Genomic DNA, 23,411 nt, shown 5'->3' with positions numbered 1-23,411 from the left:
CCGGAGAGTTGGTCCCCATCGCATGAACGTTTCAAGGAGAAAAACCGGATGAACTTCCTCACCAACCTGCTGGCCGGCGTCGTCCACTTCGTGGGTTGGCTCGTCTGACGGATCTCGCGGCGCGGGCGCCGTACCTCCCCGTCCCGGGAGGTGCGGCGCCCTTCGTGCGCGTGTCCTCGCGACCGCTCCCAAGAGCTGACGCTGGATCACTTCTCCAGCGGCTGCCGCGCGGTCTCGGGCAGCGTCAGATAGACGCAGAACGACACCAGGCACAGCCCGGCCACGTACCAGGGGAAGAAGTCGGCGTGACCGGCCTGCTCGAACCACGTCCCCACGTACGGGGCGGTGCCGCCGAAGAGCGCGACGGTGAGGGAGTACGGGAAGCCGATGCCGGCGGCCCGGACCCGCGCGGGGAAGACCTCGGCGTTCACGGCCGCCGCGACGGCGGTGTAGCCGGTCAGCAGCACCATGCCCGCGCACTGCACCAGCAGCAGCGACACGAACGAGTCGGAGACCAGGCTCAGCAGCGGCACGGCCAGCACGGCGAAGCCCAGGGAGAAGCCGAGCAGCAGCGGCTTGCGGCCGATCCGGTCCGAGAGCAGCCCGCCGAGCGGTTGCAGCAGCGCGAAGAAGGCCAGCGCGAGGGTGCCGGCGGTGAGCGCGTCGCCCTTGTCGAGGCCCGCGTCGACCTGCGCGTAGGTGGGCAGATAGGTGGTCCACGTGTAGTAGGCCAGGGTGCCGCCGGCGGTGATGCCGCAGATCAGCAGGGACTGGCGGGGATGGCGTCGCAGCGCTTCGAAGACGCCGGGGCGGGCCGCTTCCCGTTGCGCGGCGCTGCGGGTCTCGCGGGCCCCGCGCCGGATCCACAGCCCGAGCAGGCTCAGCAGCGCACCGATGAGGAAGGCCACCCGCCAGCCCCAGCGCCCCATCTGCTCCTCGCTGAGCAGGGCCGCGAGCAGCGCCGCGGTCCCGGAGGCCAGCAGTTGTCCGATGGTGGTCGAGACGTACTGGAAGCTGGAGAACAGGCCGCGGCGGCCCGGTCCCGCCGATTCGACGAGGAAGGTCGTGGAGGCCGCGAATTCGCCGCCCACCGACAGGCCCTGCACCAGCCTCGCCAGGACCAGCACGAGGGGGGCCAGCACTCCGGTGGTCGCGTAGGTGGGGGTGAGGGCGACGAGCAGGCTGCCGCCGCCCATCAGCAGGATCGTGACGGTCAGCGCGGTGCGGCGGCCCCGCCGGTCGGCGACCGCGCCCATCAGCAGGCCGCCGACCGGCCGCATGAAGAACCCGACGGCGAAGACCGCGAAGGAGGACAGCAGCGGCACCAGGGAGTTGCCGGCCTCCTTGGGGAAGACCTGCTCCGCGAAGTAGACGGCCAGGAAGGAGTACGCGTACCAGTCGTACCACTCGACGGCGTTGCCGACGGAGGCGGCGGCCAACTGCCGCAGCGGTGACGGGGGACGCGCGGCGCCGGGCGCCCGCTCCTTGGCCAGGTGTTCCGCGCTCGGCATGGTTCCGCTCCCGGTCCTTCTCGTCGGTCCGCCGCTGGGGCAGGATGATCCGTCGGACGATCATGTACCGGCGAGGCGGGCGGCCGCCAGGGTCCGCGGCGGCCGAAAGGAGTTGGCAACGTGCGCGTAGCACTGTTCGTCACCTGCATCAACGACGCGCTCCGGCCACGGACGGGACAGGCGGTGGTGGAGCTGCTGGAGCGGCTGGGGGTGGAGGTCGACTTCCCCGCCGCCCAGACGTGCTGCGGCCAGCCCCAGTTCAACACCGGCTACCGGCACGCGACCGAGCCGCTGGTGCGCCGCTTCGACCGGGCGTTCCGGGGCTACGACCACGTGGTGACCCCGTCGGGTTCGTGCGCGGCGATGGTGCGGGAGAACTATCCGCGGATCGGGGCGAAGGCGGCCGCCGAGGGGCGCGGCCGGGAGCTCGCGGACGCCGCGGCGGCCGCGGTGGCCAAGACGTACGAGCTGACGGAGTTCCTGGTGGATGTGCTGAAGGTGACCGATGTCGGGGCCTGTTATCCGCACACCGTCACCTATCACCCGACCTGTCACGGCCTGCGGGCGCTGGGCCTGGGAGACCGGCCGCGGCGGCTCCTGGCCCACGTCAAGGGGCTGGACCTGCGGGAGCTGCCGGGCGCTGAGGAGTGCTGCGGTTTCGGGGGCACGTTCGCGGTGAAGAATCCGGCGGTCTCCGCGGCGATGGGCGCCGACAAGGTCCGCAACGTCCGCGCGACGGGCGCCGAGGCGGTGTGCACGGTCGACAACTCCTGTCTGCTGCACCTCGGCGGCCTCCTCACCCGGCAGGGCGCGCCGGTCCGCCCGGTCCACATCGCCGAGATCCTGGCCGCCACGGAAGGGGACGTGCGGTGAGCGGCACCTATCTGGGCATGCCGGCGTTCCCCGAGGCCGCGGCCGTCTCCACCCAGGACGGCCGGATGCGCGCCAACCTCACGCACGCCACCCGCACCATCCGCGGCAAACGGGCCCGGGCCGTCGCCGAGCTGGACGACTGGGCGCGGTTGCGGGCGGCGGGTGCCGCCCTCAAGGACCGTACGCTGCGCCATCTCGACCACTATCTGGAGCAGTTGGAGCGGGCCGTCGAGGAGGCGGGCGGCCGGGTCCACTGGGCGGCGGACGCCGGTGCGGCGAACCGGATCGTCACCCGGCTGGTGCGGGAGACCGGCGAGCGGGAGGTCGTCAAGGTCAAGTCGATGGCGACGCAGGAGATCGGCCTGAACGAGGCGCTGGCCGAGGCCGGCATCCGCGCGTACGAGACGGATCTCGCCGAGCTGATCGTGCAGCTCGGCGACGATCTGCCGTCCCACCTCCTGGTCCCGGCGATCCACCGCAACCGCTCCGAGATCCGTGACATCTTCGTCCGGGAGATGGGCGCGTGGGGCCGTCCCGCGCCCGAGGGGCTGACCGACTCGCCCGCCGAGCTGGCCGAGGCGGCCCGCCTGCATCTGCGGGAGAAGTTCCTGAGCGCGAAGGTGGGGATCTCGGGGGCCAACTTCATGGTGGCCGAGACCGGCACGCTGGTCGTCGTGGAGTCCGAGGGCAACGGCCGGATGTGCCTGACCCTGCCCGAGACGCTGATCTCCGTCGTCGGCATCGAGAAGGTCGTGCCCACCTGGCAGGACCTGGAGGTCTTCCTCCAGCTCCTGCCCCGCTCCTCCACGGCCGAGCGGATGAACCCCTACACCTCCACCTGGACGGGGACGACGGACGGCGACGGGCCGCGGACGTTCCATCTGGTGCTGCTCGACAACGGACGGACGGACACCCTCGCCGACACCGTGGGACGGCAGGCGCTGCGCTGCATCCGCTGTTCGGCGTGTCTGAACGTCTGCCCGGTCTACGAGCGGGCCGGCGGCCATGCCTACGGCTCGCCCTATCCCGGCCCGATCGGCGCCATCCTCACTCCACAACTGCGGGGCATGGAAGGGGCGTTGGAGGCTTCCCTGCCGTACGCGTCGTCGCTGTGCGGGGCCTGCTACGACGTGTGCCCGGTGGCCATCGACATTCCCGAGGTGCTGGTGCACCTGCGGGAGCGGGTGGTGGAGGGCGGCCCGGTGACCCGGGAGGGGGTGCGTACGGTGCTGCGGCCGGCCAAGGGGCACGCGGCGGAGCGGGCCGCGATGCGCGCGGCGGGCTGGGCGTTCGACCATCCGGGGATGCTGCGCGCCGGGATGCGGCTGGCGGCGCGTACCCGGCGATTGCATCCCCGGCGGCTGCCGGGGCCGGGGCGCGCCTGGTCCGACACCCGCGCCCTGCCGCCGGTGCCGGCCGAGTCCTTCCGCGACTGGTGGCAGCGCACCCGGGGGGCGTCCGAGCGGCGAGGGAGCGGCAAGTGAGCGGCCGAGAGGTGGTGTTGGGGCGGGTGCGGCGGGCGCTGGCGGATGTGCCGCGCGGTGAGGGGCCGCACGATCCGCCGGTGGCGCGGGACTATCACCGGGTGCACGGCGCCCGCACGACGCGGGAGACCGTCGACCTGCTCGCCGAGAACCTGGCGGACTACCGGGCGCTGGTGCACCGCTGTGACGCCGGCGGTCTGCCGGCGCTGATCGGCCGGCTGCTGGCGGAGCGCGGTGCCCGGACGGTGGTGGTACCGCCGGGCCTGGAGCCGTGGTGGACGGCCGCGGCGGACGTCGGACGGGTGGCGGACCGGGAAGACGCCACGGCCCGCGAACTGGACGCGGTGGACAGTGTGGTGACGGGGTGCGCGGTCGCCATCGCGGAGACCGGCACGATCGTCCTGGACGGGAGTCCGGACCAGGGCAGGCGCCGGATCACGCTGGTGCCGGACCATCATGTCTGCGTCGTCCGCGTCCCGGGCCAGGTCGTCGGCTCGGTGCCCGAGGCACTCCCCCGCCTGGCGCCCGACCGCCCGCTGACCTGGATCTCCGGCCCGTCCGCGACCAGTGACATCGAACTCGACCGGGTCGAGGGGGTGCACGGACCGCGTCGACTGGAGGTGATTTTGCTGGCCGAGTGAGCGGGGAGCCGCGCGGTGCGGCGGGCGGCACGGCGGGTTGAGCGGCGGGCTGAGCGGTGGCCGGCCCGGCGAAGTGGCCTGCGCGGGCCTTGTCCTGCCGCCGAGCCGTGTTCGATCCTGGTGCTTCCTGTCGCCTTACGTTCGGAGCTGTCGCATGAACGTACGCCGTGTGAGCCGCCGGTCGTTCCTCGCCACCAGCGCCGCCCTGGCGGGCTGGGCCGCCTTCTGCGCGCAGAAACGGTCGTTCGCGGCGACGGCCGGGGCGACGGCCGCCGCGGACGGGGAGTGGAACGCCCGGCCGCGCGTCTTCCAGGTGGGCCGCGAGGCGGCCAGAGCCCGCCTCGTCCCGTTCCCCGACACCGGGGCGGCGCTCACGAAAAAGATCACCGAATCGCCCTACTACCGTTCATTGAACGGCAGTTGGCGCTTTCACTGGTCGAAGAACCCGGACGAGCGTCCGGTGGACTTCTACCGGAGCGGTTTCGACGACAGCGGATGGGACCGGATTCCGGTGCCGTCCAACTGGGAGATCGAGGGATATCCCGAGCCGATCTACCTCAACGTCAAGTACCCGTGGGTCGGATACGAGACGCCCGAACCACCCCAGGTCCCGGCCGGCTTCAACCCCGTCGGGTCCTACCGCCGCACCTTCACCATCCCCGGCTCCTGGGCCTCCCGCCGCACCCTGCTCTCCTTCCAGGGCGTGAAGTCGGCGTTCTTCGTCTGGGTCAACGGCGAGCGGGTCGGCTACAGCGAGGACAGCTACACACCGGCCGAGTTCGACATCACCGACCGCCTCCGGCCGGGCCGGAACACCCTGGCGGTCGAGGTCTACCGCTGGTCGGACGGCAGTTGGCTGGAGGACCAGGACATGATCGACCTGTCCGGCATCTTCCGCGACGTCTACCTCTACTCCCTGTCCCGCGTCCACCTCCAGGACCTGCACGTGCGGACCGCTCTGGACGACGCGCGGCGGGACGCGGAGCTGACCGTGACCGCGACCGTCCGCGACCGGGGCGGAGCCGGCGCGGCCCGGACCGGCGAGCACCGGCTGACCGCCACGCTGTACGACGCCGACGGCGAGCCGGTGCTGCCCCACCCCCTCACCGCGGCCCTCACACCCGGCCCCGGCGAGGACGTGACCGCCGCGCCGAAGACCACCGTGACGGCGCCCCGCCTGTGGTCGGCCGAGGCCCCGCACCTCTACACGCTCGTGGTCACCCTCACCGATCCCGCCGGCCGGACCGTCGACGTCCAGCGCACCCGCGTCGGTTTCCGGAGCATCGCCTACGGGCCGGGCACCTTCACCGTCAACGGCGAGCCGATCGTGCTCCGCGGCGTCAACCGGCACGAGACCGACCCGGACCACGGACAGGCCGTCACCGAGGAGCGGATGCTTCAGGACATCCGCCTCATGAAGCGGCACAACATCAACGCGGTGCGCACCTCGCACTACCCCGGCCATCCGCACTGGCTGGACCTGTGCGACGAGTACGGCCTGTACGTCATCGGCGAGGCCAACCTGGAATCCCACGGCATCCGCGACCGGCTCCCGGCGAGCCTGCCGGAGTGGACCGACGCCTGCCTGGACCGGATGCGGTCGATGGTCGAGCGGGACAAGAACCATCCGAGCGTGGTGGTGTGGTCGCTCGGCAACGAAGCCGGGCGGGGCGAGAACTTCCGGGCGATGGCGGACTGGACGCACCGCCGCGATCCGTCCCGGCCGGTCCACTACGAAGGCATGAACGCCGTCGCGGACCTGCACAGCGAGATGTACTCAAAGCCGGCCGAGGTCGAGAAGTACGGAAAATCCGGCAACCCCAAACCGTTCCTGCTGTGCGAATACGCCCACTCGATGGGCAACAGCACCGGCAACCTCCAGGAGTACTGGGACGTCTTCGAGCGCTACCCGAATCTGCACGGCGGCTTCATCTGGGACTTCGTCGACCAGGCGATCCGCCGCCCGGTGCCCGGCGACCCCCGGCGCACCTATCTGTCGTACGGCGGTGACTGGAAACCCGGCTACCCCACCGACGGCAACTTCTGCTGCAACGGCATCGTCTCCGCCGACCGGACCCCGCACCCCGCCCTCCACGAGGTCAAGAAGGTCTACCAGGCCGTGCGGATGGCGGCCGCCGATCCCGCCATCAGCGCGATCGAGGTCACCAACCGGCAGCTCTTCGTCGACCTGGACGCCTATGAGCTGCGCTGGGAGGTCACCCGCGACGGCGAGCGGATCCAGCACGGCACACTGCCCGCGCCGAAGGCCGCGCCCGGCGCGCGGGCGACGGTCACCCTGCCACTGCGCCGGCCGCCGCGCCCCGAGCCCGGCGCCGCGTACTGGCTCAACCTCTCCTTCGTGCTGCGCCAGGCCACGACGTGGGCGGATGCCGGGCACAGCGTCGCCGCCGAGCAGTTCGCCCTGCCCTGGCACACACCGGCGCCCGCCGACCCGGCGCCGTCCACCCTGCCGCCGCTGACGCTCACCGAGACCGCCGGCGGCGTGCGCGTCAGCGGCCGTGCCATGGAACTCGTCCTGGACAAGGCCACCGGCACCCTGGCCTCCTACCGCTACCGAGGCCGGCCGCTGCTCACGGGCGGCCCGGTGCCGAACTTCTGGCGCGGGCCCACCGACAACGACATCGGCCGGGGCGCGCAGAAGTCGCTGCGCACCTGGCGCGACGCGGGCGCCCACCGGACCGTGACCGGCGTGAAGGCCGCCCAGCCCGCCCCTTCCGAAGTCACCATCGAGGTCACCGCCACCCTCCCCACCTTCCCCTCCCCCTCCCGCTGGGACACCGTGTTCACGGTGCGCGGTGACGGCGAGGTACGCGTCCGGCACACCCTCCGGCCGGGGCTCGCGCTGCCCGATCTGCCGATGGTCGGCGCGCTGCTCACCGTCCCGGCCGGGCTGGACACCTTCGACTGGTACGGGCGCGGGCCGCAGGAGAACTACTGGGACCGGCACACCGCGGCCTTCGTGGGCCGCTACCGCACCACGGTGGACGCGCAGTACGGCCCGTACGTCCGCCCGCAGCAGACCGGCAACGTCACCGACGTGCGGGCCGCCTGGCTCACCGACTGCGACGGCGCCGGCCTGCGGGTGCGCGCCGAACCGGGCGAGGACGCCCCGCTGCTGGAGCTGAGCGCGCTGCCCTACGCGCCGACGGACCTCGACGGGCCCCGGCACCCCTACGAGCTGACGCGGCGTGCGGAGATCCAGTTGGGCGTCAACCACCGGCAGATGGGTGTCGGCGGCAACGACTCGTGGGGCGCGCCGCCACTGGAGAAGTACCTGCTGCACGCGAACCGGACGTATGCCTACGGCTATCGGCTCTCACCCGCCGAGGGAGTCGCGGCGGGTCCGGGGAGGCCGGGGCGCTAGGGACGCCGCGCGCCGGGCTCGCCCGCGGTGCGGGCGGTGTGCAGCGCCCACGCGATCAGGGGGAGCTGGCCGGGCAGGCGTCCGTAGGCGAGTGCCCTCAAGGGTGCGGGGCGGTTGCGCCAGTCGTGGGCCATCTTGATGTTCGCGGGGAAGACGGCGGCGAACAGGCCCGCGGCGGCGAGGGCGCCGGCTCGGCGGGTGCGGGGCGCGGCGACGGCGGCGGCCACGGCGAGTTCGGCGGCGCCGCTGGCGTACGTCCAGGTGCGGGCGCTTCCGGGGAGCCGCCGGGGCACCATCGCGTCGAACGGCTTGGGGGCGAGGAAGTGCACGACCCCCATGCCCGCGAGGAGGCGGACCAGCAGACGGGCGGAACGGTCGTTGGCTGCCATCGAAGCTCCCGGATCGGTCGGTCGCGGGTGCCGGGATGAGCCGACCCGGCAAGGCTTGGGTGCGGCGGCCGCCCCGACCAATGAACTGGCCGCCGCGCCACCGACATTACCTGCGGGTCACTTATTGGGGCAGCATCTGGCCGTCGCCGGTGGTGAGGCGTGCGTCACGGTCAGCGGGGCCGGGGGTGCCGCCGTCGCCGGGGGTGAGGTCCGGGGTGTCCCCGTCGGACGGCGGGCGGTGCGCGTCGCGCCGTACGAGGGCGGCGTAGCGTCCGTCGGCGGCGAGCAGCTCCTCGTGCGTACCGCGTTCGGCGATCCGGCCGGCGTCCAGGACGACGATCTGGTCGGCGTCGCGGACGGTGGACAGGCGGTGCGCGATGGTGAGGGTGGTGCGGCCCCGGGAGAGCGCGTCGATGGCCTGCTGCACCGCGTGTTCGGTGCGGGTGTCCAGGGCGCTGGTGGCCTCGTCGAGGACGAGGACGGGCGGGTCGCGCAGGATGGTGCGGGCCAGCGCGAGGCGCTGCTTCTCGCCGCCGGAGAAGCGGTAGCCGCGCTCGCCGACGAGGGTGTCGTAGCCGTCGGGGAGGGCCGCGATGTGGTCGTGGATCTGCGCGGCCTTCGCGGCCCGTTCGATCTCGTCGTCGGTCGCGTCCGGCTTGGCGAAGCGGAGGTTGTCGGCGACGGAGGCGTGGAAGAGGTACGTCTCCTGGGAGACCACGCCGACCGCGCGCGCCAGGCTGTCGAAGTCCAGGTCGCGGACGTCCGTGCCGTCGAGGGTCACCCGGCCCTCGGTCACGTCGTACAGCCGTGGGACGAGATAGCTCAGCGTGCTCTTGCCGCTGCCGGTCGGGCCGACGACGGCGAGGCTGCCGCCCGCCGGGATGGTCAGGTCGATGCCCCGCAGGGTGGGCTCGGCCTGCGGGTCGTAGGCGAAGGTCACGCCCTCGAAGCGGACCTCGCCGCGCGCGGCCGCCAGGCGGACCGGCCGGGCGGGCTCGGTGATGGCGACGGGCAGGTCGAGGTATTCGAAGATGCGCTGGAAGAGCGCCAGCGAGGTCTGCATCTGCACGCCGGTGGACAGCAGCGAGACGGTGGGCCGCAGCAGGCCCTGCTGGAGGGTGACGAAGGCGACGAGGGTGCCGAGGGAGAAGGCGGGCCCGCCGAACTGGAGGACCAGGCCGGCCGCCCAATATATGAGCGCGGGCATGGCGGCCATGACGATGCCGATGGTGGCCATCCGCCAGCGTCCGGCCATGTTGGCGCGGATCTCCAGGTCGACCAGGCGCTCGGACTCGCGCGCGAAGTTCGCGGTGAGGGACCCGGCGCGGCCCATGGTGCGGCCGAGCAGGATGCCGCTGACCGACAGCGATTCGGTGACCATCGCGGACATCGACGCCATCTGCTTCTGCCGCTGGGTGGTGATCCGCTTGCGCTCGTTGCCGACCCGGCGGCTGATCCACACGAAGAGCGGGAGCAGCAGCAGCGAGACGACGGTCAGCCGCCAGTCCAGGGCGACCATCGCGACGATCGTGGCGACGACGGAGGTCAGGTTGGAGACCAGGGAGGTCGCGGTGGAGGTGACCGTCGCCTGCATGCCGCCGATGTCGTTGGCGATGCGGGACTGGACCTCGCCGGTGCGGGTGCGGGTGAAGAAGGCCAGGGGCATCCGCTGGAGCTTGGCGTAGACGGCGGTGCGCAGGTCGTGCATGACGCGCTGGCCGACGGTGGTGGACAGCAGGGTCTGCAGGACGCCGAAGACGCTGGTGGTGACGGCGGTGAGGATCATGCCGAGGGCCAGGAGCGTCAGCAGTCCGGTGCGGCGGTCGGGGATCGCCACGTCGAGGATCTCGCGCAGCAGGAACGGCGAGGCGACCGAGACGAGGGAGGAGGCGCCGACCAGGAGGCCGACGACGGCCAGCCGGGCGCGGTAGGGGCGGAAGAGGCCGAGGATCCGCCGTAGCTGGACCGGCTGTTCCGGGTCCTTGGGCGGTGGTGTCCACTGTGGTTCGTCGCTGCGCATGGGCTCCTTCGAGGGGCTGCGGGGGGGGCGGGGCCAGGTGCGGGAGACGCCGCGGGCTTCAGGGAGCTTAGCTTATTGTTACCTAGGCTCACAATGAACTTGGTCCTGTATCCTCTCGGCATGTCCTCCCCCGAGCCGACGGTCAGCACTTCCCACCTCGCCGAGCAGCTTGTCCGCCTGACCCGCCGGGTGCAGCGCGCCCAAAAGCGCCACCTCGACCATCTGGACATCGCCTTCACCCCCGCCCAGTCCCGCCTGCTGCGGATCGTGGACCACTGCCGGGACGCCCCGCCCCGGATGGCCGATCTCGCCGAGCGCCTCGAAGTCGTGCCGCGAGCGGTGACGACGCTGGTGGACGCGCTGGAGGCGAACGGCGCGGTACGCCGGGTGCCCGATCCGGCGAACCGCCGGGTGGTGCGCATCGAACTCACCGAGACCGGCCGTTCCACCCTGCGGGCGTTGCGCAGCGCGCGCCGGGCCGCCGCGGAGGACATCCTGGCACCGCTGACCGCCGAACAGCGCGCGGTGCTCGGCGATCTGCTGTCCACCCTGGTCGACCAGCCGGGAAACCACCACTGACCCGCGGCCGGCCGGCTTACGCGGCCGGGGCGGCGACGGCGCGGGCCCGCCCGCACCGCACTCGGCCAGGCGGCCACACGCCTACTCCGTGGAGCCGGTCACTCGCCCTGCCAGGGGAAGGTGAATCCCAGGTGCTCGCGCAGCGCTTCCACCTGATCGGGCGCGGCCAGGACCATGATGCTGTCGTAGCCGGCGCCCGGCTTGCGCGCGAAGTCGACGAAGTGCCAGGAGCGGGGGTCGTCCTCATGGGCGGTCTCGGCGATGGCCTCACAGGCCGCCTGCTGGTCGTAGTACTCCTCCGAGAAGTGCTCGGCGCAGAGGGAGACCAGCTTGCCGTTCCGCTCGAACTCCAGACGATCGAAGCGGCCGTCCGCCATCTCGCCTTCACCCTCGACGATCCGCACGTCGGTGATGGCGACCTTGCCGCCGGCGACCTCGGCGGCGCGGTCCAGCAGGCTGTCGTAGTCGTAATGGATGGAGTCGATGTCGTCGGCGTGGACCGAGACCGCCACGCCGAAGTCTTCGAGGGCGCCGGCGGCCTCGTAGTGGTCCAGCTCGTCGTCCGCGTAGTCCGCGAAGCGTTCGAGGACGCTGTGCATCTTCTCCTTGGACACCATGCCGATGTCGTGCAGGACCGCGCCTACGCGCATGTAGGTAATCGATGAGATGTTCGACATGGAGGCGATCTTGCCAGAAGTGCGGCCTCCGTACGTCCGGTTCGGGCCGGGGTCAGCCCTTGGCGCCGATGTGGAGAGCGACGGCGCCCTTGGCGGGGACGGTCAGCTTCGCCGTGCCGTCGTCGCCGACGGTGACGGTGTGGCCCGCGCAGGCGTGTGGTGCGGCCTTGACCACATCGCAGTAGGTGCCGGCGGGCAGGGATGTGGCGAACGTGCGGGACAGTTCGCCGTCGCCGTTGTTGAGGGCGACGAAGCCCGCCTTGCCGCGGCCGAAGGCGAGGGCGCCGGCGCCGTCGTCCCACCAGTGGATCAGCTCCGCGCGGCCGACCGCGTTGCGGAAGCCGACCAGGCCGGTGATCTCGCGCTTGGCGTGCGTGTCGGTCCAGCCCTGTTGGCCGGCGGGCGGCCCGGCGTCCTTGTCGGTCCACTCGTAGCCGGAGAAGACGTTGGGCGAGCCGTAGGGCGAGGCGAGCAGGAAGATGTTGGCGAGGGTGTAGGTCGCGCCGTCCTTGTAGGTGAGCGTCGATCCGTTGCGCTCGGTGTCCCAGTTGTCGACGAAGGTACGGGCCTTGTCGCCGGCCAGCTTGCCGTCCGCGACGGACTTGAGCTGGGCGAGATCGCCGCTCTGGAAGGCGCTCTTGAGGTGCCCGCCGTAGCGGAACTCGTCCACGTCGCCGATGCCGGTGTACTCCTCGGGCCGGACCGCCTCGCCGCCGCCGTGGATGACCTCCTGCACCCAGTAGCCGGGGTCGCTCATCTTGGCCTTGACGGCGGCGAGGTCGGTGGCGGAGACGTGTTTGGCGGCGTCCACCCGGAAGCCGTCGACGCCGAGGGAGCGCAGGTCATCGAGGTGGTTGGCGAGGGTGGTGCGGACCGCGTCGCTGCCGGTGTCGAGGTCGGCCAGGCCCACCAGTTCGCAGTTCTGGACGTCGTCCCGGTCGCCGTAGTCGGAGATGTCCTTGCGGCAGCCGTGGAAGTCCCGGTCCTGGTAAGTGCCGGGGTAGTCGTATTTGCCGTACCGCGTCCCGCCGGTGCCGGTTCCGGTGCCGGACGCCATGTGGTTGACGACGACATCGGCGACGACCTTGACGCCCGCTTTGTGACAGGACTTCACCATCGCGGTGAAAGCCTTCCGGTCACCGAGACGTCCGGCGATCTTGTAGCTGACGGGCTGGTAGGAGGTCCACCACTGGGCGCCCTGGATGTGCTCGGCGGCGGGTGAGACCTCGACATAGCCGTAGCCGGCCGGGCCCAGTTGGTCGGTGCACGCCTTGGCGACGTCCGCGTACTTCCGCTCGAACAGCGTGGCGGTGACGGTCTTTTCGCCGGGTGGGGTGGCCTGCGAGGACCAGGGCGCGAAGGTGGCGAGGCCGGTGGCGGCCAGCACTCCGGCCAGCGCCCCGCCGAGCACACGGGAACGATGCTGCATCTTGCGGCTCCTTCGTCATCGGGCGCGGCGGAGCACACCGCGCCCATGAGAGCAGCCACGCGCCAGGCCGCCATGGGGGGATTCCGCAGGAGCCTGCCGTTCATCTCCTGTACACGTCAAGACTTTCGCAAGACTTTTCACTCCCTTGCGAAAGTCGCTGGGCAGCGGGGGGACCGCGACGGGCTCCGGGGCGGCGACCGTTCGGCCCCCGGGCGGCGACGGTCCGACTCCGGGCCGGCGGCCCGGCGGGCCTCGGCGTTCCCTCGCGGCCGGTGCGTCATGCTCGGTTCGCCCGGCCAAGAGTCCAACGCCCCGCACCAAGAGTCCAACCGGCCCTCTTGTGCCTCAGGCCGACCAACCGCCAAGGTCCTGACCGAGGTTCATGTCTGCCCCGCGCACCATCCGCTCCCCTGGAGGACCGATGAACGAGGCACATCCCCGGAACCACGACCACTTCGAGACGGGCCCGAGCCGCCGCTCCCTCCTGTGGACCGCCGGTGCGGCGGGCGTCGGGCTGGGACTCGGCCAGCCGACGGCCGGCGGTGCCGCGGCCGCCGCACCCGGCACGGCGCACTCGGCGGCGGACGCCGCGGCGGCATACCCGGCCAAGGGCAAGACGATGATCGGGGTGCCCTTCGAGAGGCGCGGCACCGTACGCGTCGCCCTCATCGGCCTCGGCAACCGGGGCGGCAGCATGATCGACCTCTTCCTGGCGGTGCCGGGCGTACGCGTCGTCGCCCTGTGCGACCCGGTGACGGAGAAGACGGCGAAGGCGGCCGGGAAGGTCACCGCCGCGGGGCAGCCGGCGCCCGCCGTCTACACCAACGGCGACCACGACTACGAGAAGCTGTGCGAGCGCGGCGACATCGACTTCGTGTACGTGGCCACGCCCTGGGACTGGCACTTCGAGATGGCCAAGGCCGCGATGACCAACGGCAAACACGTCGGCGTGGAGTGCCCGCTCGCCCTGCGGCTGGACCAGTTGTGGCAACTCGTCGACCTCTCCGAGCGCACCCGCAGACACTGCATGCAGTTGGAGAACTGCTGTTACGGCAGGAACGAGATGCGGGTGCTGCGGATGGCGCACGCCGGCCTGTTCGGCGATCTGCTGCACGGCGCCGGCGCCTACAACCACGATCTGCGCGGCCTGATGTTCGACCCGGACTACTACGAGGGCCCCTGGCGCCGGCTGTGGCACACCCGGCTGCGTGGCGACCTCTACCCCAACCACGGCTTCGGACCGGTCGCCAACTACATGGACCTCAACCGCGGCGACCGGGCGGTCCGCATCTCCAGCTTCGGCACCCCCGCGCTCGGCCTCGCCGCCTACCGCAAGGAGCACATGCCGGCCGGCGACCCGAGTTGGAAGGAGTCCTACATCGAGAGCGACCGCACCATCAGCCTCGTCCAGACCGCCAAGGGCCGGGTGATCCGGCTGGAGCACGACGTCTCCACCCCGCACCCCTACAGCCGGATCAACAGCCTCGGCGGCACCAAGGGCGTCTTCGAGGACTACCCCGCGCGGATCTACCTGGAGCCCGCCCAGAGCAACGACCAGTGGGGGGACTTCGGCAAGTACGCCGAGTGGGACCACTGGCTGTGGAAGGAGCACGCCAACCCGCCCGGCGGACACGGCGGCATGGACTACATGCTGGTCTTCCGGCTGATGCAGTGCATGCGGCTGGGCCTCGTACCCGACTTCGACGTCTATGACGCGGCGACCTGGACGGCGCCGGTGCCGCTGAGCGACCTGTCGATCAAGGCGAAGGGCGCCCCGCAGGAGATCCCGGACTTCACCCGGGGACTGTGGAAGAAGGCGCGGCCGGGTATGGATTCGGCCAAGCCGGCCGAGTGACGCGAGGCGCCGTCGAGGGGCCCGGCGGTCACCTGGCCGGCGGGCTCCGCGACGGCGCGTGCGGCGGTCCCCTTCGACGGTCTCCGTCAAGCGGTCTCAGGAGGAGAGGCGCGCCGTGTCCCCCATGACCACGACCGGGTGGCGCGCCGGATCGAGAGCGCGCAGCAAGGCCGCCATCGCGGCCTTCGGGAGGCTCACACAGCCCGAGGTCCCGCTGCCGTGGTCCAGATGCAGCCAGATCCCGCCACCCTTGGACTGGCCCTGGGGGCGCGTCGGGTCCAGCGGGGACGTCCCCTTGACGCGGTTGTAGTCGACCGCGACGACGTAATCGAAGTCATGGCGGGTGTTCTTCGACCAGTACGCGGGCGGGGTGAAGGCCGCCGAGTGGGTGTAGGGCAGTTTCGCGCCGGGGTCGGCGAGGACGCCTCCGGCGTCGCTCAGCGTGAACACGCCGACGGGACTGCGCTTGTCACCCTCGTGATGGTCAGGCGTCCAGCCGCGCCGGCCGTTGTGGGCGGCCCATCTCCCCTTCTGGTCCCAGCCCTTGGCGCCCTTCTCGTACAGGACGACGGTTGATTCCGGGGAGTCGGCGCCCTTGCCGTAGACCGCGACGACCTGGCGGGAGCCGGCCGGGATGCGGGACCGCAGCGCGCCACCGATCTGCGGGATGTTCTTCAGGTGGGTGGTGGGGGCGGGCGCGCCCGGCGCCCCCTCTCCGGGGCGCTTCCCGTCCCGCGCGCCCGCCGCACCGCTGTCCGCGCCGTCCCCGCAGCCCGCCAGGAGGACCAACCCCGCCGCGGCCGCCGTCGCCGTTCGCCTCGCCGTGCCCGCTCTTCTCATGGCCCCCATGGTCGCACCGGCGGATCTGCGCCCGTCGGGCAGCCGCCCCCGGCGTTTTCCGGGCCGTACGAATGGCCCGATTCAGGCGGCCTCGGCGGAAAACCCTTTGAAATCAGCCCGCCCGACGCGCCAACCTTCCATGACCCGCGCCGAAGCCGAGACCGGGGCCGACGTGCGCCGGACGCACCACCCCGGACGTACAGCCCCCCGGACGCATCGACCGCCGGACGCACCGACCACCCGCCCGGCGATCCACTCCCCGCCCGCCCCACAACGCCTTTGGACATCATGCGCATTCGCGACCTTCCCTACCCCGACCCCGGCGTCCCCGACGTCCGCACGGGCGGCAGGTTCCTCCTGTGGCTTTACCGACGCCAACTCGGCGGGCAGACCAAGGCGCTCTTCTGGGGACTGGTGCACACCGGATCCGTGGCCGCGTTCCCCCTCCCCGTCGGCTTCGCCGTCCAGGCCGTGGTGGACCGCTCCGGTTCGCGACTCGCGCTGGCCGGCGGCCTGATGGCGGTCCTGGGCGTCCTGGTCGCGCTCGGCGACACCATGCTGCACCGCGCGGCCGTCACCAACTGGATCACCTCCGTGGCCCGCGTGCAGCAGTTGCTCGCCCGCAAGACCACCGAGCTGGGCTCGGCCATGACGCGACGGGTGGCGGCCGGGGAAATCGTCGCCGTCAGCACCGGCGACCTGGAGAAGATCGGCTGGTTCGTCGAGGCGGTCTCCCGGTTCGGCGCCGCCGCCGTCACCTCGGTCGGCGTCTGCGTGGTCCTGGTGGTCTACCAACCCGCCCTCGGCGTCGTCGTGGCCGCCGGCGTCCCGGTGCTGGCACTGGCCGTCCTTCCGCTGCTGCCGCCCGCCACCCGGCGCGCCGACGCCCAGCGCGAGAAGGCCGGCCGGGCCACCGAGCTGGCCTCCGACACCGTCGCCGGCCTGCGCGTCCTGCGCGGTATCGGCGGCGAGGAGCTGTTCCTCAGCCGGTACCGCAGCGCCTCCCAGGAAGTGCGCAGGGCGGCCGTCCGCAGCGCCGGCATGTGGTCGCTGATCTCGGCCGCGCAGGTGCTGCTGACCGGTCTGCTGTTCCTCGCGGTGGTCTGGTACGGCGCCCGGCTCGCCTTGGCCGGCGAGATCGCCGTCGGTGAACTCGTCACCGTCTACAGCGCGGTGGCGTTCCTCCTCCACCCGCTGCGGCACTTCGAGGAGATCGCCATGGCGTACTCCTTCTCCCGACCGTCGGCCAAGCGCGCCGCCCGGGTGCTGGCGCTGCGCCGGCCGGCCGGCGGCCGGCTCCCGGACCACGGCACTCTCACGGGCGATCTGTACGACCCGGTCAGCGGCCTGACCGCCGCCGCCGGCCGGCTCACCGCCGTGGTCTGCGGCGACCCCGACGCCGCGGGCCGGCTCGCCGAACACCTCGGCGGCCACCGGGTGGACGATGACGGCGACGAGGCCGCGGGCCCGGAAGGCGCCGCGTCGTCCGTCCTGCTCGGCGGCACCCCGCTGGACGCCGTACCGCGCGACGCCGCCCGCGCCGCCGTACTCGTCCAGGACAAGGACCCGGTGCTGCTCTCCGGCACCCTGGGCGAACTCCTCGACGTACCGGCCTCCGGGCGGGTGCGCGCGGCGGACGCGCTGGCTGCGGCGCAGTGCGGCGATGTGCTCACCGCGCTCGCGGAAGCCTCCGTGGACGACTCCGGCGACCCGATGCGCACCCGCATCACCGAACGCGGCCGGTCCCTCTCCGGCGGTCAGCGACAGCGCCTGGCTCTGGCCCGCTCGCTGGTCACCGACCCGGAGGTGCTGGTGCTGGACGAACCGACCAGCGCGGTCGACTCCCACACCGAGGCCCGCATCGCCGACGGGCTGCGCGACCTCAGGCAGGGCCGCACCACGGTCGTGCTGACTTCCAGCCCGCTGCTCCTGGACCGCGCCGAACACGTCGTCTTCGTCCAGGAGGGCAAGGTCACCGCCGAGGCCACCCACCGCGAACTGCTGCGCACCCACCCCGGCTACCGCGCCGTCGTCACCCGCGAGACCGAGCCCGACGACGCGTCGGCGGGCGCGTCTTCGTCCGGGCCCGCCGCCCCGGCGGGCGATGTGGGACGGCGCCCGCCGACCCCGGAGGTCGTCGCCGGCGCCACCCGCCACCTGACCCAGATCGAGGAGACCGCATGATCGGCCTGGCGCCGCCGGAGCACGATCCGGACACCCCGCAGACCACCACGACGCTGCCCGTCGGCTCACCGGCGACCGTCCGCTCCTACGTCGGCGCGCTGGCCCGCCGGCACCGCCGGGCGTTCATCCTGCTGGTCGGCGTGAACGCCGCCGCGGTCATCGCCTCCATGGTCGGCCCCTACCTGCTCGGCGGCCTGGTCGAGGACCTGTCCGCCGGCGCCCGCGACCTCCATCTGGGGCGGACCCTCGCGCTGTTCGCGGTGGCGCTGGCCGCGCAGACGGTGTTCGTCGGGCTGGTCCGGCTGCGCGGGGCGATGCTCGGCGAACGGATGCTGGCGGATCTGCGCGAGGACTTCCTCGTACGGTCCGTGGCACTGCCGCCGGGTGTCCTGGAGCGGGCCGGCACCGGCGATCTGCTGTCGCGGATCACCACGGACGTCGACCGGCTGTCCAGCGCCATGCGCGAGGCCGTGCCGCAACTGTCCATCGGGGTGGTCTGGGTGGCGCTGCTGCTCGGCGGGCTCGCCGTCACCGCGCCGCCGCTCGCCCTGTCCGTCCTGCTCGCCCTGCCACTGCTGATCGTCGGCTGCCGCTGGTATTTCAAACGGGCGCCGAGCGCCTACCGTTCGGAGGCCGCCGGTTACGCCGCGGTGTCCGCCGCGCTCACCGAGACCGTCGACGCGGGACGCACCATCGAGGCCCATCGGCTGGGCGCCCGCCGGATCGCGCAGTCCGAACGCCGCATCGTGGAATGGACGCAGTGGGAGCGGTACACCCTCTACCTGCGCTCGGTGCTCTTCCCCGTCATCAACGTCACGCACGTCCTGATCCTCGGCGCGGTGCTGATACTCGGCGGCGTGTTCGTCCTGCGTGGCTGGCTCACTCCCGGCGAACTGACGACCGGCGCGCTGCTGGCCCAGATGATGACCGAACCCATCGGCCTCATCCTCCGCTGGTACGACGAGTTGCAGGTGGCCCAGGTGTCCCTGGCGCGTCTGGTCGGCGTACGGGAAATCGAGCCGGAGGCCGCCGACGAACACCTCGCACCGGACGGCCGGGACGTGCGGGCCGAAAAGGTGCGCTTCGGCTACCACCCGGGCGTCGATGTCCTGCACAAGGTCTCGCTGGACATCCGCCAGGGCAGCAGGCTCGCCCTGGTCGGACCGTCCGGCGCGGGCAAGTCGACGCTGGGACGGCTGCTGGCCGGCATCTACGGCCCCCGCGCGGGCGCGGTCACGCTGGGCGGCGCCGAGCTGTCCGCGATGCCGGCCGAACGGGTCCGCTCACACGTGGCCCTGGTCAACCAGGAACATCACGTCTTCGTGGGCTCGCTGCGCGACAATCTGCTGCTGGCGCGCACGGAAGCCGCCGACGCCGAACTGTGGGCGGCGCTCGGCGCGGTCGACGCGCAGGACTGGGCGCGGGCGCTGGACGACGGGCTGGACACCGAGGTCGGCTCGGGAGGAAACGCTCTCACCCCGGCGCAGGCCCAGCAGATCGCGCTGGCCCGGCTGGTGCTCGCCGACCCGCACACGCTGGTGCTGGACGAGGCGACGTCCCTGCTCGACCCGCGAGCGGCCCGTCACCTGGAACGTTCGCTGGGCAAGGTGCTGGAGGGCCGCACGGTCGTGGCCATCGCGCACCGGCTGCACACCGCGCATGACGCCGATGTGATCGCGGTGGTCGAGGAGGGCCGCATCAGCGAACTGGGCAGCCACGACGAACTCGTCGCCGCGCAAGGCGCCTACGCCGCCCTGTGGCGCTCCTGGCACGGCTGACACCCGGCCTGTTCCCGTATGGCACCCCGGCACGCACGCTCCCGCCGGGGTGCCGTCGCCACCCGACACCGGAAACGGGCGACGCCCCGGCCGCCACTCGCGACGACGACGCCGGCCGGACAACCACGGGCGGGCCGGGCCTTCACGGCAAGAACTCAGTTCAGCGGTACGCGTTACGGGCGGGCCCGCGCCGGGGACAACTCAACGATATGCATTACAGGCGGCCGTTCGCAGGGGGCAGCTCAACGGTACGCACCACGAGCAAGCATGCGTGGCGACAGCTCAGTGGTACGCCCCACGGGTGGGCCTTCGCGGCGACAACTAGCGGTACGCATCACGGGCGCCCCTTCACGGCGAGGGCCGGGCAGCCCTTGCCGCGACAACTGGCGGTACGCATCACGGGCAGAGCCTTCACGACGACCGCCCGGCAGTACGCACCGCAGGCGACCCTTCACGACGACAGCGCACCAGCACGCACCACAGGCGCGCCTTCGCGGCGAAGGCGTCAGATGTAGCCGAGGGCGCCCAGCCCGCCGATTCCGCCCAGGAGCATGAAGACCGGCATCAGCACCTTCAGCTCGACCCAGCTCCCGGCCTTGAACCGCATGCCCTTGGGCGGGCCCAGCGGATACCACCGCTTGCGTCCTATCGGGATGGGCCACAGCACGGGACAGCCGGAGACCGTCAGGGCGTCGCCGATGTCGTGCACCAGCGCGCCCAGCACCACCGGCAACCCCAGCCACAGGTAGGGCTGTCCGGCGTCGGGGAAGAGCCAGTTCGCACCGTTGCCCGGCTGGTCGAGGATGCCGGCCAGAATCCACGCCGACGCCGCGCCCAGCAGCCACACCAGCACGTCGCTGGAGACCCGCGCGGCCCGCCACAACAGGCCCTCGATGGCCAGCACCATGTGGACGAAGAGAATGGCCAGAACCGCCCAGCGACCGCCCTGCGTCGCCAACAGCGACATCCCGCCACCGATCAGCACGGCCCATAGCCACGTATGCGTCAGTGTCCGGTGCCCTCCGGAACGGTGGGAGTCACCGCGCATCTTGGTCGCCTTGTAGACCGCGTGGGACAGGCGGTCGACCACCTCGCACACGCCGCGCGAAAGCGGTCCGAAGGCGCGGGAAATGGTGGCGGACTTGTGGTCGAGATCCGGCGCGAGCGCCGCGCCCGCACAGATCAGTGCTCCGCAGACGAGCACCGGCCAGGGCATCGGATGTCCCATGGCGTCGGCCGCCGCGCCCACCCCCAGCCAGGCCGCGGCCCCGGACAGCGAGTGCGCCGGTCCCATCATGGTCGTTCCCCACCCCTTGCTTCGGCTCCCGCGCTCCTGACGCCCGGTCGGCGACACAGCGTAGCGTCAGATGATCTCCATACGCCGCGCGGGTTCCTGTTCGCCCTCCCGCACTTGGCGCTCTCGGCGCTCTCGGCGCTCTCGGGTCGCCGCGCGCCCGCGCGCCTCCACAGGCGATCTGTCCACGGAGTCGGCCGATCCGACGGCCCGGTGGCGATGCCGGCCCCGCGCCCCCGGCCCGAAGCGGTGTGATGACCGGCGAGGGGAGCTGATCCGGTCATCACACCGGCCTACGGGGCCCAACCGCCCGCGCCCGCCATCGTTCCCTCACCGATCACCTCGACCCGGCACGACACACCCGTACGACACCAGTACGCCACCCGTCCGGCGCAGTCCGACACCCGCCCCGCGACCGGGAAGCGGCGGGGAACCGACCCCGAGGCAGCCGTGGATCGGCCGTGAGGCAGCCGTTGTTCGATCCTCCGAGCGGCGGGGCGGCCGGTCCCTCGCGGCGGCAACTCTCACCCGCAGCGCTCGGCGAGAGGCCCAGTGGTCGGCCGGCGGCTCTAGCCAGCCGAGGCGGACGGGTGCCTGGGGCGCAGCACGGCCGGTGCCCGGTGCGGGCGGAGGTCGGTGAGGGCGGATTCGGTCTCTTCCATCAGCGCCCGGTAGGAGACCAGCCGCTGCCACTCCGGATCGGCCACGCCCGGCACGGTGGCGTCGCGTTCCGCCCAGAGCCTCAGCAGACCGGCGTAGACGGGCGTCTGACGGGCCGCCTCGGAAATCAGCCATGCATGCGGCGAGGCCCAGCCCTCACGGAGCGGCGGAGCCGCCGTGGCGTCTCCGTCGAAGGCGGTCTGTCCCTGTCCGATGACGGTGCCGGAGGATGGGGTGTCCATAGCCTTCGAAACGATTCCGCCCCCCAAGGGGTCACTTCGCACGCCCGCTCTTACCCCTCGACCGCATGAGGAAGAAAACAGTTATGAAAAGATGGGATGTCACCTCTTGAGGTGATCAATACCGTTGCGCCGCTTCACATCGTGTGAAGAAACGTTGTCGCAGTTATGGAACCGAGGGAGTTGTGGGAGCGCCACGCGGTGCTGGCGCAGGCGTTTTGCAGCAGCGACGAGGAGGTGCGCCGCGCGCAGGGAGTCCTCGACGAGGCGCAGGCCGGCCGTTCGCGTACGTTGGCCGCCTTCGCCGTGACGGTGGGCAGCGACGGCGCGGTGGCCGAGCTACTCGGGCTGCACGAACGGGAAGTACGCGTGGCACGCCGCACGGTGGGAAAGGACGACGCCCATATGGTTGCCAAGGCGCTCCTGTCCCAAACCCGTGGCCGGCGCCCAGTCCATCCATCGGATGACGTACCGGACGCGGCCACCGGTCGGCCGCCCGCCGCGTCCTCCTTCCCCACCGAGGAGGAACCTCCGGCCGAGGTGCACGAGAGCCCGCCGCGCCAGGTCGAGTACCCGCGTACCACCGGCCACGCCGGCGAACCCTCCGGGTCATCGGCGCTGGACGCGCTCCTGATCGGCGCCTGGCACGCCGGAGTGAGTCTGACCGCGCTCGCCACCGAGTTCAGCCTCGACATCCATCAACTCGCGGCACGGGCTCAGCAACTCTCCGCCGAAGGCCGCCTCACCCCGCCCCCGGCACCGGACCGCACCGGCCGCCATCGCCGTATGAACGACGGGCAGGCACCGCCGCCGCCCGAGCCTCCGGCCGCCCAGTGGCACGAACCCGACCCGCAGCAGTCGTGGGAACAGCCGCCCGCCGTCCACAACACCTGGGGAGGCACGCCGCTACCGCCCCAGCACGACTGGGACGGCATCCTCAGCCAGTGGGAAGCGGCGAACTCGCACACTCCCACGTGCCTGTGAACGGTCCCCCCTCAGGCGGACGGTCCCCGGGCCCGCCCTGCCGGACGGGCCCTCTCCCTGGCCTCCTCTGCTGTCCGGGTGATCGGACTGCTGTCGGAGAGGACGTGCTGCTGCCGGGGTGATCGCACTGCTGCCCGAGGAGGGCATGCTGGTGTGGAGTGATCGCGCTGCTGTTGGGGTGGTCGCACTGCTGTCGAGGGGTCGTGGGCTCCTGTTGGCGTGGTTGCGGCGGTTTGGGCCAACAGGCCCGCACGGCCGCGACGTTGGAAGGGCGGACGGTCGCGAGTCCGGCCAGCGTCCGCCGCGCGCCGTCCAGTTGCTGCCACGGCTCCGCCTGGTGCCCCCGGAGACGTTGGTGCGGCTGTACGGCGAACCCGGTGGCCGGCCAGCTCGCCCTCGGCGGGGGGGACGGGCGCCGGCGAGTGGGGACGAGTGCCGGCGGGTGCGGACGGGTGTCGGCGAGTGGGGCGGGCGCCGACGGGTAGGACGGGTGCCGACGGGTGGGACGGGTGCCGGCGAGTGCGGGAGGGACGTACGACGGCGCTGAGGGCGGTCGCCGCCGGGGACCCGAAAGTGATCTGGTTCGGGC

At 72.2% G+C, this 23,411-nt stretch carries 17 protein-coding genes; 9 read left to right on the top strand and 8 right to left on the bottom strand.

The window, feature by feature from the left end; genetic code table 11:
- Nucleotides 1-206 precede the first annotated feature (206 nt).
- Complete coding sequence (locus ACZ45Z_RS02485; RefSeq protein ID WP_468354761.1) at nucleotides 207-1,511, bottom strand: MFS transporter; 1,305 nt, start codon at nucleotides 1,509-1,511, stop codon at nucleotides 207-209.
- Between the two features lie 120 nt (nucleotides 1,512-1,631).
- Between ACZ45Z_RS02485 and ACZ45Z_RS02480 the strand changes: the two genes are divergently transcribed.
- The 4 genes from ACZ45Z_RS02480 to lacZ all read left to right on the top strand — a co-directional run bounded on the left by ACZ45Z_RS02480 (nucleotide 1,632) and on the right by lacZ (nucleotide 7,894).
- Nucleotides 1,632-2,384, top strand: coding sequence for a (Fe-S)-binding protein (locus ACZ45Z_RS02480; RefSeq protein ID WP_468354758.1), 753 nt, complete (start codon nucleotides 1,632-1,634; stop codon nucleotides 2,382-2,384).
- The gene (locus tag ACZ45Z_RS02475; RefSeq protein WP_468354755.1) at nucleotides 2,381-3,868 is read left to right on the top strand and encodes a lactate utilization protein B; all 1,488 of its coding nucleotides are present in this window, start codon (nucleotides 2,381-2,383) and stop codon (nucleotides 3,866-3,868) included. Before ACZ45Z_RS02480 ends, ACZ45Z_RS02475 begins: the two co-directional genes overlap by 4 nt.
- On the top strand, nucleotides 3,865-4,509 hold the full coding sequence (locus ACZ45Z_RS02470) for a LutC/YkgG family protein (protein ID WP_468354752.1): 645 nt from the start codon (nucleotides 3,865-3,867) through the stop codon (nucleotides 4,507-4,509). Before ACZ45Z_RS02475 ends, ACZ45Z_RS02470 begins: the two co-directional genes overlap by 4 nt.
- 154 nt (nucleotides 4,510-4,663) lie before the next feature.
- On the top strand, nucleotides 4,664-7,894 hold the full coding sequence (gene lacZ, locus ACZ45Z_RS02465) for a beta-galactosidase, LacZ type (protein WP_468354749.1): 3,231 nt from the start codon (nucleotides 4,664-4,666) through the stop codon (nucleotides 7,892-7,894).
- Here the strand turns inward: lacZ and ACZ45Z_RS02460 are convergent.
- Together ACZ45Z_RS02460 and ACZ45Z_RS02455 are read right to left on the bottom strand one after the other, a co-directional pair.
- Entirely contained in the window at nucleotides 7,891-8,283 is a 393-nt protein-coding gene (locus ACZ45Z_RS02460; protein ID WP_468354746.1) for a DoxX family protein, read from the bottom strand. The two genes, lacZ and ACZ45Z_RS02460, sit on opposite strands and share 4 nt — an antisense overlap.
- Nucleotides 8,284-8,404: 121 nt before the next feature.
- Nucleotides 8,405-10,303, bottom strand: a complete 1,899-nt coding sequence (locus ACZ45Z_RS02455; protein ID WP_468354743.1) for an ABC transporter ATP-binding protein — start codon at nucleotides 10,301-10,303, stop codon at nucleotides 8,405-8,407.
- A gap of 120 nt (nucleotides 10,304-10,423) precedes the next feature.
- Here ACZ45Z_RS02455 and ACZ45Z_RS02450 point away from each other — a divergent pair, with 120 nt between their 5' ends.
- Nucleotides 10,424-10,882 (top strand): MarR family winged helix-turn-helix transcriptional regulator, encoded by a 459-nt coding sequence (locus ACZ45Z_RS02450; protein ID WP_468354740.1) that lies wholly within the window; start codon nucleotides 10,424-10,426, stop codon nucleotides 10,880-10,882.
- A gap of 98 nt (nucleotides 10,883-10,980) precedes the next feature.
- Here the strand turns inward: ACZ45Z_RS02450 and ACZ45Z_RS02445 are convergent, their stop codons facing one another.
- Together ACZ45Z_RS02445 and ACZ45Z_RS02440 are read right to left on the bottom strand one after the other, a co-directional pair.
- Nucleotides 10,981-11,559 carry a hypothetical protein gene (locus tag ACZ45Z_RS02445; protein ID WP_468354737.1) on the bottom strand — a complete coding sequence of 193 codons (579 nt, stop codon included), beginning with the start codon at nucleotides 11,557-11,559 and terminating at the stop codon, nucleotides 10,981-10,983.
- A gap of 52 nt (nucleotides 11,560-11,611) precedes the next feature.
- Nucleotides 11,612-12,988, bottom strand: a complete 1,377-nt coding sequence (locus ACZ45Z_RS02440; RefSeq protein ID WP_468354734.1) for an alpha-amylase — start codon at nucleotides 12,986-12,988, stop codon at nucleotides 11,612-11,614.
- 421 nt (nucleotides 12,989-13,409) lie between these two features.
- On the opposite strand from ACZ45Z_RS02440, the gene ACZ45Z_RS02435 reads away from it, so the two are divergent.
- The gene (locus tag ACZ45Z_RS02435) at nucleotides 13,410-14,843 is read left to right on the top strand and encodes a Gfo/Idh/MocA family protein (protein WP_468354732.1); all 1,434 of its coding nucleotides are present in this window, start codon (nucleotides 13,410-13,412) and stop codon (nucleotides 14,841-14,843) included.
- 96 nt (nucleotides 14,844-14,939) lie between these two features.
- Here ACZ45Z_RS02435 and ACZ45Z_RS02430 read toward each other — a convergent pair whose 3' ends face one another.
- Nucleotides 14,940-15,692, bottom strand: coding sequence for a L,D-transpeptidase family protein (locus ACZ45Z_RS02430; RefSeq protein ID WP_468354729.1), 753 nt, complete (start codon nucleotides 15,690-15,692; stop codon nucleotides 14,940-14,942).
- Nucleotides 15,693-15,971: 279 nt separating this feature from the next.
- On the opposite strand from ACZ45Z_RS02430, the gene ACZ45Z_RS02425 reads away from it, so the two are divergent.
- Both ACZ45Z_RS02425 and ACZ45Z_RS02420 read left to right on the top strand, forming a co-directional pair.
- The gene (locus ACZ45Z_RS02425) at nucleotides 15,972-17,867 is read left to right on the top strand and encodes an ABC transporter transmembrane domain-containing protein (RefSeq protein ID WP_468354726.1); all 1,896 of its coding nucleotides are present in this window, start codon (nucleotides 15,972-15,974) and stop codon (nucleotides 17,865-17,867) included.
- Complete coding sequence (locus ACZ45Z_RS02420; RefSeq protein WP_468354723.1) at nucleotides 17,864-19,645, top strand: ABC transporter ATP-binding protein; 1,782 nt, start codon at nucleotides 17,864-17,866, stop codon at nucleotides 19,643-19,645. Before ACZ45Z_RS02425 ends, ACZ45Z_RS02420 begins: the two co-directional genes overlap by 4 nt.
- Nucleotides 19,646-20,150: 505 nt before the next feature.
- Here ACZ45Z_RS02420 and ACZ45Z_RS02415 read toward each other — a convergent pair.
- Complete coding sequence (locus ACZ45Z_RS02415; protein ID WP_468354720.1) at nucleotides 20,151-20,942, bottom strand: metal-dependent hydrolase; 792 nt, start codon at nucleotides 20,940-20,942, stop codon at nucleotides 20,151-20,153.
- 566 nt (nucleotides 20,943-21,508) lie between these two features.
- Entirely contained in the window at nucleotides 21,509-21,841 is a 333-nt protein-coding gene (locus tag ACZ45Z_RS02410; protein WP_468354717.1) for a hypothetical protein, read from the bottom strand.
- 165 nt (nucleotides 21,842-22,006) lie between these two features.
- Between ACZ45Z_RS02410 and ACZ45Z_RS02405 the strand changes: the two genes are divergently transcribed.
- The gene (locus tag ACZ45Z_RS02405; RefSeq protein ID WP_468354714.1) at nucleotides 22,007-22,822 is read left to right on the top strand and encodes a hypothetical protein; all 816 of its coding nucleotides are present in this window, start codon (nucleotides 22,007-22,009) and stop codon (nucleotides 22,820-22,822) included.
- Nucleotides 22,823-23,411 lie beyond the last annotated feature (589 nt).

The organism is Streptomyces sp. NPDC031210 (assembly GCF_055570395.1).
This window is presented reverse-complemented; position numbering and strand designations above follow the sequence as displayed.

Coding starts and splice junctions, on each gene's coding strand:
- ACZ45Z_RS02445 (WP_468354737.1), bottom strand. CDS start 11,559: ATGTCGAACATCTCATCGATTACCTACATGCGCGTAGGCGCGGTCCTG.
- ACZ45Z_RS02415 (WP_468354720.1), bottom strand. CDS start 20,942: ATGATGGGACCGGCGCACTCGCTGTCCGGGGCCGCGGCCTGGCTGGGG.
- ACZ45Z_RS02450 (WP_468354740.1), top strand. CDS start 10,424: ATGTCCTCCCCCGAGCCGACGGTCAGCACTTCCCACCTCGCCGAGCAG.
- ACZ45Z_RS02460 (WP_468354746.1), bottom strand. CDS start 8,283: ATGGCAGCCAACGACCGTTCCGCCCGTCTGCTGGTCCGCCTCCTCGCG.
- ACZ45Z_RS02410 (WP_468354717.1), bottom strand. CDS start 21,841: ATGGACACCCCATCCTCCGGCACCGTCATCGGACAGGGACAGACCGCC.
- ACZ45Z_RS02485 (WP_468354761.1), bottom strand. CDS start 1,511: ATGCCGAGCGCGGAACACCTGGCCAAGGAGCGGGCGCCCGGCGCCGCG.
- ACZ45Z_RS02455 (WP_468354743.1), bottom strand. CDS start 10,303: ATGCGCAGCGACGAACCACAGTGGACACCACCGCCCAAGGACCCGGAA.
- ACZ45Z_RS02435 (WP_468354732.1), top strand. CDS start 13,410: ATGAACGAGGCACATCCCCGGAACCACGACCACTTCGAGACGGGCCCG.
- ACZ45Z_RS02425 (WP_468354726.1), top strand. CDS start 15,972: ATGCGCATTCGCGACCTTCCCTACCCCGACCCCGGCGTCCCCGACGTC.
- lacZ (WP_468354749.1), top strand. CDS start 4,664: ATGAACGTACGCCGTGTGAGCCGCCGGTCGTTCCTCGCCACCAGCGCC.
- ACZ45Z_RS02440 (WP_468354734.1), bottom strand. CDS start 12,988: ATGCAGCATCGTTCCCGTGTGCTCGGCGGGGCGCTGGCCGGAGTGCTG.
- ACZ45Z_RS02420 (WP_468354723.1), top strand. CDS start 17,864: ATGATCGGCCTGGCGCCGCCGGAGCACGATCCGGACACCCCGCAGACC.
- ACZ45Z_RS02405 (WP_468354714.1), top strand. CDS start 22,007: ATGGAACCGAGGGAGTTGTGGGAGCGCCACGCGGTGCTGGCGCAGGCG.
- ACZ45Z_RS02430 (WP_468354729.1), bottom strand. CDS start 15,692: ATGGGGGCCATGAGAAGAGCGGGCACGGCGAGGCGAACGGCGACGGCG.